13 protein-coding genes and 1 pseudogene are annotated in these 15,252 nt (G+C 73.8%); 13 read left to right on the top strand and 1 reads right to left on the bottom strand.

What is annotated here, in order from left to right; genetic code table 11:
• Window positions 1-78 precede the first annotated feature (78 nt).
• From ACIBW6_RS18010 to ACIBW6_RS17950, 13 genes are all read left to right on the top strand, one after another.
• Window positions 79-1,563, top strand: coding sequence for an aldehyde dehydrogenase (locus tag ACIBW6_RS18010; RefSeq protein ID WP_399060591.1), 1,485 nt, complete (start codon window positions 79-81; stop codon window positions 1,561-1,563).
• 21 nt (window positions 1,564-1,584) lie between these two features.
• A complete protein-coding gene (locus ACIBW6_RS18005) occupies window positions 1,585-2,490 on the top strand; it encodes a VOC family protein (protein WP_399060589.1) in 906 nt (301 codons plus the stop codon).
• Window positions 2,487-3,284 carry an aspartate dehydrogenase domain-containing protein gene (locus tag ACIBW6_RS18000; RefSeq protein WP_399060586.1) on the top strand — a complete coding sequence of 266 codons (798 nt, stop codon included), beginning with the start codon at window positions 2,487-2,489 and terminating at the stop codon, window positions 3,282-3,284. The genes ACIBW6_RS18005 and ACIBW6_RS18000 overlap by 4 nt, the downstream gene beginning before the upstream one ends.
• Entirely contained in the window at window positions 3,281-4,051 is a 771-nt protein-coding gene (locus tag ACIBW6_RS17995) for an alpha/beta fold hydrolase (protein WP_399060584.1), read from the top strand. Before ACIBW6_RS18000 ends, ACIBW6_RS17995 begins: the two co-directional genes overlap by 4 nt.
• 16 nt (window positions 4,052-4,067) lie before the next feature.
• Window positions 4,068-4,589, top strand: a complete 522-nt coding sequence (locus tag ACIBW6_RS17990) for a cupin domain-containing protein (RefSeq protein WP_399060581.1) — start codon at window positions 4,068-4,070, stop codon at window positions 4,587-4,589.
• The gene (locus ACIBW6_RS17985; protein ID WP_399060579.1) at window positions 4,582-5,322 is read left to right on the top strand and encodes an SDR family oxidoreductase; all 741 of its coding nucleotides are present in this window, start codon (window positions 4,582-4,584) and stop codon (window positions 5,320-5,322) included. The genes ACIBW6_RS17990 and ACIBW6_RS17985 overlap by 8 nt, the downstream gene beginning before the upstream one ends.
• Window positions 5,323-5,341: 19 nt before the next feature.
• Entirely contained in the window at window positions 5,342-6,118 is a 777-nt protein-coding gene (locus tag ACIBW6_RS17980; protein WP_399060577.1) for an SDR family oxidoreductase, read from the top strand.
• 9 nt (window positions 6,119-6,127) lie between these two features.
• Window positions 6,128-7,753, top strand: a complete 1,626-nt coding sequence (locus ACIBW6_RS17975; protein ID WP_399060575.1) for a thiamine pyrophosphate-binding protein — start codon at window positions 6,128-6,130, stop codon at window positions 7,751-7,753.
• A 12-nt stretch (window positions 7,754-7,765) separates the two neighbouring features.
• On the top strand, window positions 7,766-8,710 hold the full coding sequence (locus tag ACIBW6_RS17970) for a PDR/VanB family oxidoreductase (RefSeq protein ID WP_399060573.1): 945 nt from the start codon (window positions 7,766-7,768) through the stop codon (window positions 8,708-8,710).
• Window positions 8,711-8,738: 28 nt separating this feature from the next.
• Window positions 8,739-8,969, top strand: coding sequence for a recombinase-like helix-turn-helix domain-containing protein (locus tag ACIBW6_RS17965; protein WP_399060571.1), 231 nt, complete (start codon window positions 8,739-8,741; stop codon window positions 8,967-8,969).
• A 5-nt stretch (window positions 8,970-8,974) separates the two neighbouring features.
• On the top strand, window positions 8,975-9,976 hold the full coding sequence (locus ACIBW6_RS17960; protein WP_399060569.1) for a Rieske 2Fe-2S domain-containing protein: 1,002 nt from the start codon (window positions 8,975-8,977) through the stop codon (window positions 9,974-9,976).
• Between the two features lie 115 nt (window positions 9,977-10,091).
• Window positions 10,092-10,763, top strand: a complete 672-nt coding sequence (locus ACIBW6_RS17955) for a FadR/GntR family transcriptional regulator (RefSeq protein ID WP_399060567.1) — start codon at window positions 10,092-10,094, stop codon at window positions 10,761-10,763.
• 190 nt (window positions 10,764-10,953) lie between these two features.
• Complete coding sequence (locus ACIBW6_RS17950; RefSeq protein ID WP_399060565.1) at window positions 10,954-11,919, top strand: PAC2 family protein; 966 nt, start codon at window positions 10,954-10,956, stop codon at window positions 11,917-11,919.
• A 57-nt stretch (window positions 11,920-11,976) separates the two neighbouring features.
• On the opposite strand, the pseudogene ACIBW6_RS17945 reads toward ACIBW6_RS17950, so the two are convergent.
• Window positions 11,977-15,027: pseudogene (locus ACIBW6_RS17945) on the bottom strand (NPCBM/NEW2 domain-containing protein); the annotation flags it as partial.
• Window positions 15,028-15,252: the final 225 nt, after the last annotated feature.

The following is a 15,252-nucleotide window of genomic DNA, read 5'->3' as shown; positions in this document are numbered from 1 at the left end:
GCCGGTCCCGCTGAGCCCCCTGGTTCCCCTGATCCCCGTGATCCCCCTGATCCCCTCTTCCCGCCTCGGAGGCCCGCCGTGCCGTTCCCCCCAGCCGAGATCCTCGTCGCGGGCCGGTGGCGTCGCGGCGGCGGTGACCGGCTCGACACCGTCGACCCGGCCACCGGCGCCGTCCTCGCCACCCTGCACGCCGCGTCCGCCGCCGACGTCGACGAAGCGGCGCGGGCGGCGGCCGCGGCCGCGGCCGACCCGGCCTGGCGCACGCTGCTGCCCCACCAGCGCGCCCGACTCCTCTACCGCATCGCGGAGTTGACGGAGGAGGCAGCCGACGAGCTGGCCGCCGTACAGACCGCGGACACCGGCAAGACGCTCACCGAGACGAAGGCGCTCGCGCTCAGCGCGGCCGGCACCTTCCGCTACCTGGGCGCCGCGCTGGAGACCGCGGAGGAGGCCCTCACCCCCTCGCGCGGCCCGTACGTCACGATGAGCGTGCACGAGCCGATCGGTGTCGTCGGGGCCATCAACCCGTGGAACTCGCCGGTCGCCAGCGACGCGCAGAAGATCGCGCCCGCGCTCGCCGCGGGCAACGCGGTCCTGCTCAAGCCCGCCGCGTGGACCCCGCTCGTCTCCCTCGCGCTCGGCCGCCTCATCACCCGCGCACTCACCGAACTGGACCTGCCGACCGCCCTGTTGTCGGTGCTTCCGGGCAGCGGCCGGGTGGTCGGGGACGCCGTCGTGCGGCACCCGCTGGTCGGCCGGATCGGCTTCACCGGCGGCACGGAGACCGGCCGGTCCGTCGCGGCGCTCGCCGGCGCGAAGCTGATCCCGGTCTCGCTTGAGCTGGGCGGCAAGTCGCCGACGATCGTGCGCGCCGACGCCGACCTCGAACAGGCCCTGGCCGGGGTGATGTTCGGGATCTTCTCCTCCAGCGGGCAGTCCTGCATCGCCGGGTCGCGGCTCTTCGTGGCCCGCGAGATCCACGACGACTTCGTGCGGGAACTGGTGGCCCGCGTCGAGAAGCTGCGGGTCGGACCCGGCACCGACCCCGCCACGCAGGTGGGCCCGCTCGTCCACCACCGGCACCGGGACTCCGTCGCCGCCTATGTGGACCTGGCCCGCACCGAGGGCGCCGAGGTGCTGTGCGGCGGCGCGGCGCCCGAGGGCCCCGGGTACGAGGGCGGCGCGTACTACCTGCCCACCGTCCTCACCGGTCTGCCGAACTCCGCGCGCACCTGCCAGGAGGAGATCTTCGGCCCGGTCCTGGTCACCCTCCCCTACGACGACGAGGACGACCTCGTCCGCCAGGCCAACGACTCCGTGTACGGCCTGGCCTGCGGGATCTGGACCCGGGACCACCGGGCGGCCTGGCGCCTGGCCCGCCGGATCGAGGCGGGCACCGTGTGGATCAACACGTACAAGCAGTTCAGCGCGTCCACCCCGTTCAGCGGGATGAAGGACAGCGGGCTCGGCACCGAGAAGGGGCGCGACGCGATCCGCGCCTACCAGCGCCAGAAGTCCCTGTACTGGGGCACCGCCGAGTCCCCGCTGCCCTGGGCCAACTGACCCCGTAATCCGGAGAGTCCGATGTCGCATTTCCCGATAGCCCGGCTGCGCGCCCTGCGCTCGGTCGAGCTGCTCACCCCCTCCTTCGCGGAGGCCACCGACTTCTACGAGGACGCGTGGGGCCTGGAGGTCGTCGAGTCCGAGCACAGCGCGAGCTGGCTGCGCGGCACCGGCGACGAGCACCACGCCCTGCAACTGACCCGCTCCGAACGCACCGGCCTCGGCCGGCTCGTCTTCGCGGTCGCCACCCCGGCCGAGATCGACGAGGCGGCGCGGCGCCTGGAGGCCCGCGGGATCGCGCCGGTCGCGGGTCCCGGCCCGCTCGACCAGGTCGGCGGCGGGTACGGCCTGCGCTTCCACGACCACGAGGGCCGGCTCGTCGAACTCTCCGCGCAGACCTGGGCCGTGCGGCCCCGCGGCCGTGCGGAGGCCGTCCCGGTCGGCGTCACCCACACCGTCCTCAACACCCCCGACATCGACGCCGCCGTCGCCTTCTACTGCGACGTGCTCGGACTGCGCGTCTCCGACTGGTCCGAGCACCAGATGGCGTTCCTGCGCTGCAACGCGGACCACCACTGCGTCGCCTTCAACCAGGCCGAGTGGGTCTCCCTCAACCACGTGGCGTACGAGATGAGTTCGGTCGACCACTTCATGCGGGGGCTGGGGCGGCTGCGCCACCACGGGATCGTGCCGAAGTGGGGCCCGGGGCGGCACGGCCCCGGCAACAACACCTTCTCCTACTTCACCGACCCCACCGGGCTGGTCTGCGAGTACACCTCCGAGGTCGCGCAGGTCGTCGAGGACCGGTGGATCGCCAAGGTGTGGCGCCGCGTCCCCGAACTGTCCGACCTGTGGGGCACGGCGGGCGCGCCGTCGAAGGAGATCCGCTGTCACATGGCCGGTTCGCCGGAAGGAGCACGCACATGAGCGGCACGCTGAAGGTCGGCCTGGTCGGCTGGGGCGCCATCGGGCGCGTCGTCGGCACGGCCCTGGCCCACCGGGAGGTGGGGGGCGCGGAGCTGACGGCGATCGTCGACAACCGTCCGCTCGGCGACGCGGCGCCCGCGCCGCAGGTCTCCTTCGAGGACGCCGTCGACCGCTGCGACCTGCTCGTGGAGGCCGCCGGGCAGGGCGTGGTCCGGGAGTGGGGCGAGCGCGTCCTGACCGCGGGCACCGATCTGCTGGTGGCCTCGACCGGGGCCCTCACCGACGACGAGCTGGCCGAGCGGCTGCTCGCCGCCGGTCCCGGCCGGGTCTTCTTCACCGGCGGCGCGGTCGGCGGCCTCGACCTGCTCCAGGCGGTCCGCTCGCTGGGCCCGCTGGACGAGGTGAGCCTGACGACGACGAAGCTGCCCTCGACGCTGGAGCAGCCGTGGATGGACGCGGAGCTGCTGGAGCGGATGCGGGCGGCGACCGGTCCCGTCGAGGTCATGTCCGGCACCGCGCGGGACGTGCCGGTGAAGTTCCCCAAGTCGACCAACGTCGCGGCCTCGGTCGCCCTCGCCGTCGGCGACCCGGACGCTGTGCGGGTCCGGGTCGTCGCGGACCCGGGGGCCGCCCGGACCCGGCACGTGATCGAGGCGTCGGGGCCGCACGGCGCGTACCGCTTCGAGGCGGCGCACCGGCCGGACCCCGCCAACCCGGCGACCAGCCAGGTCGTGCCGTACGCGGTGCTGCGCTCGCTGGCGGCGCTGGCCGGGCGGTCGGGGCAGATCCTGTGACCGCCGTCCATGTGGAGGAGGCCGGCACGGACGGCCCGCTGCTGCTGTGCCTGCACGGGATCGGCTCGTCGTCGGCGGCGTTCGCGCCGCAGCTCGCCGGGCTCGCCGGGCAGGTCCGCGTCGTCGCCTGGGACGCCCCCGGATACGGCAGGTCCCCCGACCCCGACACCCCGTTGGACCTGGACGGCTTCGCGGACGCGGCGGCCGACGTCATCCGCTCCTACGGCTCGTCCGCGCACGTGCTCGGCGTGTCCTGGGGCGGCGTGATCGCGGTGCGGCTCGCCGTCCGGCACCCGCGGCTCGTCGCCTCGCTCGTGCTCGCCGACTCCAGCGCGGGTTCGGGCACGGAAGAGGCGAAGGCCGCCGGGATGCGGGCCCGCGCCGACGAACTGGCGGCGCTCGGGCCCCGGGCGTTCGCCGAGCGGCGCGGGCCACGGCTCGTGTCGGACCTCGCGCCCGCCGCGCTCGTCGAGCAGGTCGTCGACACCATGGCCGGCGCCGTCCGGCTGCCCGGCTACGGGTACGCCGCCGCGGCCATGGCCGGCGCGGACCTGCGCCCCGAACTGGCCGCCGTCACCGCGCCCGCGCTCGTCGTGTGCGGCGACCGCGACACGGTCACCGGCGTCGAGGCCTCCCAGCTCCTCGCCGGAGCCCTGCACAGATCCGCCTTCGTGATCGTCAAGGACGCCGGTCACCTGGCCAACCAGGAACAGCCCGGGCGGTTCAACGCCTGGGTCCTGTCCCACCTGCACATCGTCACCCACTGACAGAAGGGCCATCGCCATGCCTCTGACCACCACCGAGTACGACAACGGCGGCGACCTCGGCGCGTACACCGACTCGCTGATCGCCACGGAGAAGTCCCGCGTCGCCGACTTCGACACGCTCTCCTTCCAGGAGAAGGCGGGCCCGCAGTACCGGCGCGGCCAGATCCGCTACGTCGGCTCCGGCGCTACCGGCAACCACGAGGGCGACCGGCGGATCCTGCCCTCCGGCGGCTTCACCTTCTCCAACATGCTGCTGCCGCCCGGCGCCGAGGGCCCGGCCCACACCCACCACGACGTGGAGGAGGCGTTCTTCGTCCTGGAGGGCGAGGTCCGGGTCGGCATCCACCGCGGCGCGCAGGAGGCGGAGTACCGCACGCTCGGCTACCGCGACATGATCGTGGTGCCGGCCGGCGTGACCCGCTCGCTGAAGAACGAGGGGTCCACCGACGCCCTGTTCTGCGTGGTCATCGGCACGCAGAAGCCGCAGGTGCCGTCCTACCCCGAGTACTCCCCCATGCACGGTGTCACCCGTGACTGACGCTCCCCTGGTCGTCGTGACCGGGGCGGGCCGTGGCCTGGGTCTGGCCATGGCCCGCCGGGCCGGCGCCGACGGCTTCCGGGTCGTCGTCGCCGAGGTCGACGCGGAGCGCGGGGCCCGGGCGGCGCAGGAGCTGCGAGCGGAGGGGCTCGACGCCCGGTTCGTGCACTGCGACGTCGCGGACCCGGACTCGGTCGGCCGACTGGCCGCCTCCGTCGCCGGCCTGGGGCCGCTGTACGGGCTCGTCAACAACGCCGCGCTCGCCAACGGGGTGGGCGGCAAGGAGTTCCAGGACATCGACATCGCGGCCTGGGACCGGCTGATGGCGGTGAACGCGCGCGGGCCCTGGCTCGTCGCGAAGGCCCTGCACCCGCTGTTCGGGCCGGTGGGCCGCATCGTGAACGTCGCGTCCGACGCGGCGCTCTACGGTTCGCCCCGCCTCGCGCACTACATCGCCTCCAAGGGCGCCGTGATCGCGCTGACCCGGGCGATGGCGCGCGAGCTCGGCGAGCGCGGCATCACCGTGAACGCCCTCGCCCCCGGCCTCACCGAGTGCGAGGCGACCGAGACGGTCCCCGCCGAGCGGCACGGGCTCTACGCCACCAACCGGGCGATCTCCCGCGCCCAGCGGCCGGACGACCTGACCGGCCTCGCCTCCTTCCTCCTCTCCGAGGAGTCCCGCTACCTCACCGGACAAGTGATCGCCGTCAACGGCGGCTTCACGATGCACTGACGTACAGGAGACAGCTGTCATGGATCTGGGCCTCGCCGACCGGACCTACGTGGTCACCGGAGGCAGCTCGGGCGTCGGCCTGGCCACGGTCCGCGCCCTGCTCGACGAGGGCGCCCGTGTCGCCACGTGCGGGCGCGACGCCGACCGGCTGCGGCGGATCGGCACGCACGAGCGGCTGTTCACGGCCGCGTGCGACGTGCGGGACGCCGCCGCCGTCCGCGGCTTCGTGGCGGCGGCCGCCGAGGCGTTCGGCGGGCGGCTCGACGGGCTCGTCAACAACGCCGGGCAGTCCCGGATGAAGCGGCTCGGCGAGACGACGCCGGAGGACTGGCGCGACGAGCTGGAGCTGAAGTTCGCGGGCGTGCTGAACCCCTTGCAGGCCGCCCGCCCTCTGCTGACGGCGTCCGACGCGGCGTCCGTCGTCAATGTCAACGCCGTCCTCGCCAAGCAGCCCGAGCCCCGGCTCATCACGACGAGCGCGGCCCGCGCCGGCATCCTCAACCTCTCCAAGTCCCTCGCCACGGAGCTGGCCGCGGACGGCATCCGGGTCAACTCCGTCTGCCTGGGGCTGATCGACACCGGTCAGTGGACGCGCCGCCACGCCGCCGCGGACTCCGGGCTCACCTACGCCGAGTGGCAGGCGGAGCTGGCCGCGGACCGGGGCATCGCCCTGGGGCGACTCGGCCGGGCGGAGGAGGTCGCGTACGCGGTCCTCACCCTGCTCGCGCCCCGGGCCTCGTACATCACCGGAACCAGCATCGACGTCTGCGGCGGAGTCGGCCGCGGCATTCTCTGAGGAGTGCGCATGCGTTACGCCAATGGGGGCGACCTCCTCGTCGCTGTCCTGCAAGAACTGGGCATCGACACGGTCTTCGGGATCGTCTCCGTGCACAACCTGCCGCTGGTCGAGGCGGTCGACCGCGCGCTGCGCTTCGTCCCCGTCCGGCACGAGGCGAGCGCGGTGAACGCCGCCGACGCCTACGGGCGGGCCCGCGGCGGGATCGGCTGCGCGCTCACCTCGACCGGCACCGGCGCGGGCAACGCGGCCGGGTCGCTGGTGGAGGCGCTGGCCTCGGGCACCTCCGTGCTGCACGTCACCGGGCAGGTGGAGGCCACGTTCCTGGGCAGCGGGCGGGGCTTCATCCACGAGACGAAGGACCAGCTCGGCATGTTGCGGGCCGTCTCCGCGTACGCCGCCACCGTCGGCTCCGCGCAGGACGCGGGCCGGGTGCTGCGCGAGGCGGCCCGCGCCGCGCTCGCCTCCCCCGGCGGACCGGCGAGCGTGGAGTGGCCCATCGACCTGCAGTACGCAGCGCAGAGCGACGCCGCCGACACCGTGCCGGAGGCGGCCGGTCCGGCGCCCGGCGCACCTGAACTGGCGGCCGCCGGAGCCTTGCTGGCCACCGCCCGACGTCCGGTGATCTGGGCGGGCGGCGGCGCCGTACGGGCCGGCGCCGAACTCGCCGCGCTGGTCGAGGCGACCGGCGCGGCACTGCTCACCTCCAACTCGGGGCGCGGCGCCGTCCCCGAGGACCACCCGCAGGTCGTCGGGAACTTCGCGACGACCCCGGCGGGCCGCGCGCTGCTCGCCGACGCGGACGTCCTGGTGAGCGTCGGCACCCACTTCCGGTCCAACGAGACGGCCGACTACGGGCTGGCCCTGCCCGCCGCCCACATCCAGATCGACGTCGACGCGGCGGCCCTCGGCCGCGTCTACCCGGCCGCGCACGTCCTGCACGGCGACGCCGCCGAGGTGCTCGGCGCCCTGCTCCCCCACGCCCGCGGGGCCGAACCCGGGTGGACGCGCCGCGCCGGCCGGGTCCGATCCGAGGTACGGGCCGCACTGCACGAGAACATCGGGCCGCAGGCCGCGATCTGCGACGCGCTGCGCGCCGCGCTCCCCCGCGACGCGGTCGTCGCCCGGGACGTCACCATCGCCTCCAGCAGCTGGGGCAACCGGCTCCTGGAGATGTACGACCCGCGGTCCAACGTGTTCCCGCGCGGCGGCGGCATCGGGCAGGGCCTCGGCATGGGTATCGGCGCGGCGCTCGCCGCGCCCGGGCGCCCCACCGTGGTGATCGCCGGGGACGGCGGGCTCGCCGTGCACCTCGGCGAACTGCTCACGGTCGCCCAGGAACGCCCGCGGCTCACCGTCCTCGTCTTCAACGACGGCGGCTACGGCGTGCTGCGCAACATGCAGGACCGCTACGCGGAGCGCCGCTCCGGCGTCGACCTGACCACGCCCGACTTCGAACTCCTCGCCCGCGCCTGCCGCCTGCCGTACCTGCGGATCGCGGCCGCCGAGCACGCCGGGCCGGTGATCGGCGAGGCCGTCGCCTCGGACGGGCCGGTCCTCGTCGAGGTGGACCTGGCGGCGCTCGGCCCGATGAAGAACCCGTTCACCCCGCCCGTGAAGATCCCCACCGCGTAGGGAGGCCGCGCCATGACGACGACCGAAGAGCGTCCCCTGTCCCTGCTCGTGCGCCGCATGACCTGGGAGGCCGAGGGCGTCCTGTCCGTCGAGCTGACCCATCCCGACGGCAAGCCGCTGCCGGCCTGGGAGCCCGGCGCCCACGTCGACGTGCACGTCGGCGGGCAGATCCGGCAGTACAGCCTGTGCGGCGATCCGGCGGCGACGGACACGTACCGCATCGGAGTCCTCAACGAACCCTCCTCGCGCGGCGGTTCACGCCACGTGCACACGGCGCTGCGGCCCGGCCAGCGGGTCACGGTCGCCGAGCCCCGCAACCACTTCGCCCTGGAGGACGCCCCGGCGTACGTGTTCGTCGCGGGCGGCATCGGCGTCACACCGCTGCTCGCGATGGCACGCCAGGCGGCGCGCCGGGGCGCCGCCTGGCGGATGGTGTACGGCGGACGCAGCCGCGCCTCGATGGCCTTCACCGACGAACTCGACGCACTGGGCGGTTCGTTGACCCTCGTTCCGCAGGACGAGCTGGGCCATATCGACCTCGCCGCGGCGCTCGCGGAGCTGCCCGAGGGGGCCCTCGTCTACTGCTGCGGGCCCGAGCCGCTGCTGGCCGCCGTCGAGGAGGCGTGCCCGGCCGAGCGGCTGCGGGTCGAGCGGTTCGCGGCGCCCGTCGCCGAACGGGCCGCGGACGACGACGCGTTCGAGGTCGAGTGCCGTACGTCCGGGCTCACCCTCACCGTGGGCGCCGGCGACTCGATCCTGGCTGCGGCCGAGGAGGCCGGCCTCGACGTGGCCAGCTCGTGCCGCGACGGCATCTGCGGGTCCTGCGAGACCCGGGTGCTCGACGGCGTCCCCGACCACCGCGACTTCCTGCTCTCCGACGCCGAGCGCGCCGCCGGCACCTCGATGATGATCTGCGTCTCGCGCTGCGCGTCGGGCCGCCTCGTCCTCGACCTGTGACCCGCCCCCCCTTTTTCTGGAGACACGTATGAGCACCGCGACCGACTGGCCGTACCTGGAGATCCACCAGTCCCGTACGCACGAGCCGAGCCCGTACGAGTACAAGCTCGCCGCCACCCTCGAAGAGGTCTTCACCCAAGAGGGCCACGAACTCGCCGACGTCGTCCGCGGGTTGAACGCCCGCCAGGTCCACGCCCCCGACGGGGCGCCGTGGACCGAGGAGTCCTTCCGCGCCGAGCTGCACCGACTGGGAGCGTGACCGCCATGACCCCCGTGACCGCCGACCACCTCTACGCCACCGGCCTGCGCGGGCAGTGGCACCCGGTCGTCCCGTCCTCGTTCGTCGCGCCCGGCGCGATGCGCAAGGTCACCGTCCTCGGCGAGCAGTGGCTGCTCTTCCGCCGCTCCGACGGGACCCTGAGCATGCTGGCCGACCGCTGTCCGCACCGCGGCGCCCCGCTGTCGCTCGGCAAACACCTGGGCGACCGGGTGGCCTGCTGGTACCACGGCGTGGAGGTCGAGACCGACGGCACCGTCTCCTCCGTGCCGGGCCTGCCGGGCTGCAACCTGGAGGGCAAGCAGCTCGTCGTCTCCCTGCCGGTGCGCGAGGTCGCGGGCGCCGTCCTCGCCTACTTCGGCACCGAACAGCAGCCGGAGCCCGTCGCGCTGACGCTGCCCGAGCCGCTCACCGACCCCGACACCGACGCGATCCTCTGCTACGCGGAGTGGGACGTGCCGTGGCGCTACGCCGTCGAGAACCTGCTCGACCCGATGCACGGCGCGTTCCTGCACCACGACTCCCACACCATGTTCGACGGCGACACCACCGCCAAGTTCCGCATCCGGGAGACCGGCCGCGGCTACTTCTTCGAGAAGACCGACCAGCGCGGGGTCAACTTCGACTGGGTCGAGCTGTGCCGCACCGGCGTGGACTGGGTCGACCTGTCGATCCCGTACCCGCCGTCGGCCGGGCCCGGCGGGCCGTTCGGCATCGTCGGCATGGTCCGGCCGGTCGACGCCGAGCGGTGCGCGGTCTTCTTCTGGCGCTACCGCACGGTCCAGGGCTGGCAGCGCGACAGCTGGCGGTTCCTGTACAAGACGCTGATCGAGGAGCGGCACTGGGCGGTCCTGGAGCAGGACCGGGTGATGCTGGAGGCGATGCCGGCCGACGCCGACCAGCGCGAGAACCTCTACCAGCACGACCTGGGCGTCGTGCGGCTGCGCCGCCTGTACCGCGCGGGCGCCGAGGAGCAGGCCACGGTCTGAGCCCGCGGCCCCGCCTCCCGCTCGCCCCGGCCGCCTCCTCGGTGGCGTCCGTAGCCACATAATGGTCCGAGACATCGGAGGTATCGGCCCTCCGGGGACGAGCGGAGGGGTGGCCATGGCCGTCACCGACGAGGCGATCGAGAAGATCAAGGGCATGATCGTCTCCGGCGCGCTGCGCCCCGGCGACCGCCTCCCCAAGGAGAGCGAACTCGCCGCGGAGCTGGGCCTGTCGCGCAACTCGCTGCGCGAGGCGGTGCGCGCCCTGTCGCTGATCCGCATCCTGGACGTGCGCCAGGGCGACGGCACGTACGTCACCAGCCTCGACCCCCAACTGCTGCTGGAGGCGCTGAGCTTCGTCGTCGACTTCCACCGCGACGACACGGTCCTGGAGTTCCTCGCGGTCCGGCGCATCCTGGAGCCCGCCGCGACGGCGACGGCGGCCGCCCTGATCACCGAGGAGCGGCTCGACGCGCTCGCGGCCCAGCTGGACGCCCTGGGCACCGAGCCGTCGGTGGAGGAGCTGGTCGCCGCCGACCTCGACTTCCACCGCGGCATCGTGCGGGCGGCCGGCAACTCCGTCCTGTGCTCGCTGCTCGACGGCCTGTCCGGGCCGACCACCCGGGCCCGGATCTGGCGCGGCCTGACCCAGGAGGACGCGGTCAGCCGCACCCTGCACGAGCACCGCGCGATCCTGGCGGCGCTGCGTGACGGCGACGCGGAGGCGGCGCGGTCGTGGGCGACGGTGCACATCGCGAGCGTGGAGCAGTGGCTGCGCTCGACCCTGTGACGGCACGGCGCCGCGGCGAAGGGGCACGTCCGGGTGGAGTGCGACCCCCCGGTCCGGGGCAGTGTTCCGGTCGACCCGCGGGTCGCGGGGGGCTGCGGAGGGCCCCTGCGGACGCCGTAAGGTGGGCGGGTACGCGATGGGGGTACCCCCAGGCCATCAGGGTCTCGGGGACGTCGGAAGGAGGCGCTGGGTGATCGAGCTCGAGGGGGTTCCCGAGCTGGTCGACCCGGTCATGGTGGCCGCGTTCGAGGGCTGGAACGACGCCGGCGACGCCGCCTCCACCGCGGTCGCGCATCTCGACAAGGAGTGGAAGGGCGAGGTCTTCGCGGCGCTCGACGCCGAGGACTACTACGACTTCCAGGTGAACCGGCCCACGGTGTGGCTGGAGGACGGCGTCCGCAAGGTGACCTGGCCGACGACCCGGCTCTCGGTGGTGCGCGTCGGCGGTGACAAACCGCGCGACCTCGTCCTGGTGCGCGGCATCGAGCCCTCCATGCGCTGGCGCTCGTTCTGCAACGAGATCCTGGGCTTTGCCCACGAGCTGGGCGTCGAGCTGGTCGTCATCCTGGGCGCCCTGCTCGGCGACACCCCGCACACGCGCCCGGTGCCGGTCTCCGGCGTCACCTCCGACGCGGATCTCGCCACGCGCATGGACCTGGAGGAGACCAAGTACGAGGGCCCCACGGGCATCGTGGGGATCCTCCAGGAGGCGTGCACGCACGCGGGCGTCCCGGCGGTCTCCCTGTGGGCGGCGGTCCCGCACTACGTCTCCCAGCCGCCCAACCCGAAGGCGACGCTGGCGCTCCTCAACCGCCTGGAGGACCTGATCGACCTGCGCATCCCGCTGGGCGAGCTGCCCGAGGACGCGCGCGCGTGGCAGGTGGGCGTGGACCAGCTGGCCGCGGAGGACAGCGAGGTCGCCGAGTACGTGCAGAGCCTGGAGGAGGCGCGGGACACCGCGGAGCTGCCCGAGGCGACGGGCGAGGCCATCGCCCGCGAGTTCGAGCGGTACCTGCGGCGCCGCGATCCGGGTGCCCCGCCCGGCGGGCACGCGACCGACGGCGGGGACGGTTCGAGCTATCTGCGGGACAATCCGGGCGGCCGGACCCGCCCGCCGAAGCCGCCGCGCCCGGAGGGCGACGACGGCGACGAGTAGCGCAGCACGGCACGGCGGCGCCGGGCAGGGGCCTCCCCCGCCCGGCGCCGCCGTCCGTCATGTCCCGGACGTGCAGCTGACCCTGGCGCCTGCCCAGTCCCCGTGGTCCCCGGTCTTGGACCCGTTGGTGTCGGTCACCTTCAGCCGGACGTGCCGCGCCCCGGACACGTCCACGTCGGCCGGCACGGTCGCCGAGGCGCCGGTCACCTTCGGCGAGGTCCACAGCACCTTCCCGTCGGCCTCGACGGAGAAGGCGACCTCGCCGTACCCGTCGATCTCGTCGTCGATGCCGACGTCGGCGGTCAGCCGGGAGCACCGCCCGCCGAGGTAGAGATCGACCGTGGAGTCGGCGTGCACCCCGATGCCCTTGTCGTACGTCTTCCCGGCCAGGGTGAGCGGGTGCCCGTCGGCGGCGCCGGACTCGCCGTTGCTGCGGTCGCGTTCGGCGGGCCCGTACCCGTTGGTCGAGGCCGGCCAGGGCAGGTCGCTCGCCCAGGCGTCCCCGGCGGGCGGCGGCGGCACCACGCTCACGCCGAAGTGGCCGTGGGCCGTGCGCTGTTGGCCGGCGGAGCGGTACCGGACGGTGGCGGTGAGCGGCTGCTCCCCCGGTTTCGCGTCCTTGTCGGGTGTCACGGCGAGTGCTACGCGCCGGGTGGTGCCGGCCGGGACGCGGTCGAGGGTGACGGGCGCGCCGGCCCGCCAGCCGTCCGGCGCCGCCAGGGAGACGGCGACGTCGGTGGCGTCCCTGGTGCCCGCGGTGACGTCGACGGCGATCTTCTCCTCGACGCCCGCGCCCGCCTCCTGGCCCGCGGGGGCGCTCAGCGCGGCGGCGGCGCCCGGCACGGCCCCGCCCACGGCGGCCGTGCCGCGCAGGTCGAGCGTGAACGAGTGGCGCGTGGACCGCGTGCCGGTCTTCACCAGCACGACGCCGCCCCGGTCGTCCCGGTCGTAGAACCAGCCGCTCGCAGCCTTCTCGTACGCGCTCCTGGATGCCGCCCGCGCCAGCTTCCGGCCGTCGATCCTGACCTGGTCCGGCGCGTCGGCGGTGTGCAGGGTGAAGGCGTAGGGCCGCGCGGTCTGCTTCCCCTTGAAGTCGCCCTTGCTCGCGCCGATGCGCACGCGCACGTCGCCGGCGCCGGACACCGGCGCGTCGACGTCGGCCCGCTGGGTGGCGTAGGCGCCCGTGCGGTGGGCACGGGTCACGCCGTCGTCCTCGTACAGCTCGAAGGAGGACCGGCCCTGCGGGTAGATGTCCCAGGCCAGCGGCGAGTCGGCGGTGCGGTCCTGGTAGGAGCGGATGCCGGGCCACATCGGCACGGCGGCGCCGCCCTTCACGAACAGCGGGAGCGTGTCGAGCGGGGCGTCGTAGCCGTCGATCGTGGTCGGGCCCCGGTAGACGCGGCCGGTCCAGTAGTCGGTCCAGGTGCCCTTGGGCAGATAGATCCCGTCCCGCACGGCGCTGTCCTTGTAGACCGGCGCGACGAGGAAGTCCTCGCCGGTCAGGAACTCGTACTTGGCGGCGTCGGTCGCGGCCTTCGGGTCGTCGGGGTATTCCAGCGCGAGCGGCCGCACGGCTCCCACGCCCGTCCCGGTCGCCTCGTGGGCGTACGTGTACAGGTAGGGCAGCAGCGACTCGTGCAGCTTGAGGTATTTGCGGTTGATGGCGGTGTACGGCTCGCCCTGCCGGAACGGCTGCTTGTCGCTGGCCGCCCAGCCGTCCATCGTCATGGTCACCGGGAGCAGCGACTTCCATTGCAGGTCGCGGGCGTACGTCTGGGGGCTGCCGCCGAAGATGCCGTCCACGTCGCCGGTGGTGTAGGCGAGCCCGGACATCGTGGCGCCGGCGTAGGTCGGTATCTGCCAGCGGATGTAGTCCCACGAGCCGGACTGGTCGCCCGACCACTGGACGCCGCAGCGCTGCGCGCCGGACCAGCTCTCGGGGGCCCAGGTGAAGCCGCGGGCGTCGGAGTTGTCCTCGATGCCCTGGTAGGCGGCCTTGCAGCCGTCGAGCGCGAACTTGTAGCCGTCGCCGACCCAGGCGACGTCCAGCTTGGCGACGCGCTGCCCGGCCTTGACCTGGTCGGCGATCTTGTCGATGCCGTCCTCGGTCCACAGGCCCATCTGCGCCTTGTTCCTCTGCAGTCCCCCGGCGGTCTCCGCCAGGTTCTCGTAGCCGCAGCCGTAGCCGTCGTTGACCAGCATCCAGCCGAGCGGCATGTCGTTCTTCACGTACTGGTCGGAGACCTTGAGGGCGTCGAGGGTGTGCCGCTCGCCGCGGTTGGCGTTGTGGAGGTAGCAGTCGGCGTCGCCGATCTCCAGGCCGTAGACCGGCGGCAGGAAGGGCTTGCCGGTCAGGTCCGTGTACTGCCCGATGACGTCCTTGGCGCTGTCGGAGCCGCTGCCCGCGAAGTAGTACGCGTCGAAGCGGCGCTCCTTCGCGGCGGCCGTGACGGGCGCGCCGAAGGTGTACGTGCCCGGTGCGAAGGTGTTCCGGAAGACGCCGTAGCCGGCCGAGGAGAGGTAGAACGGCACGGAGTTGGGGTGGCCGCCGTCGTCCCAGTCGTAGTCGACCTCGGCCTCGACGGTCTGGCCGCGCAGTGAGGTGTTGCCGCGGCCGTTCTGCATCCCGGCGCCGTAGAACTGCTCGTCGGCGCCGCGGTCGAGGGTCTGGGTGGTGGAGTCGCCGGTCCAGCTGAGCGGGGCGCTCTCGGACCACAGCCGGGTGCCGTCGTCGCGGTAGAGGGCGAAGCGGAGCGGGGACTTGTAGGCGCGCAGCGTGACCTTGCCGGTGCTCAGCTCGTAGCGGTCGCCCTTGTCCCTGACGCGGGTGGCGGGCGGGCGGCCCTGCGGCAGCACGATGGCGTCACCGGCGGGATCGGTGAACTCCCCGTCCGGGGCGAGCTCGATCCGGAAGGTCTCCTCGGAGACGAAGCTGACGCGGGCCTCGGCGGCCCCGGCGTCGAGGGTGTAGCGGGAGCCGTCGCGGTGGAGACCGGTGACGTCGCCGACGGCACCGGCCCGGCTGTCGTCGTCGGCGGCGGCGTGACCGGGCCCGGCGAGGCTCGCGGCGAGACCGAGCGCGGCGAGGGCAACGAGAGATCTGAGACGTGTCCGTGGGTGGGGGCGCGTGCGTCCGAGCGTGCTCGATGCTGATTACATGGGCGAGTTTTAGCGCAGAAACAAGCAGACGCGCTAGGGCCTGTCTGACAATTCCCGTCGTCGCCCGGAGGGCGGCCCTGCGGCGTCTGGTGCGTGCTCTCGGCGTGCCGGGCGCACGGCCTCGTACTGGACGTACTTGGCCTTGCGCCCGGTGCGGCGAGAGTGCGTGCCAGG

Origin of the sequence: Streptomyces sp. NPDC049813 (genome assembly GCF_044465085.1) — a bacterium.
GTDB lineage: Bacteria > Actinomycetota > Actinomycetes > Streptomycetales > Streptomycetaceae > Streptomyces.
The sequence above is the reverse complement of the archived record's forward strand: the minus strand, read 5'-3'. Positions and strand labels throughout refer to the sequence as shown.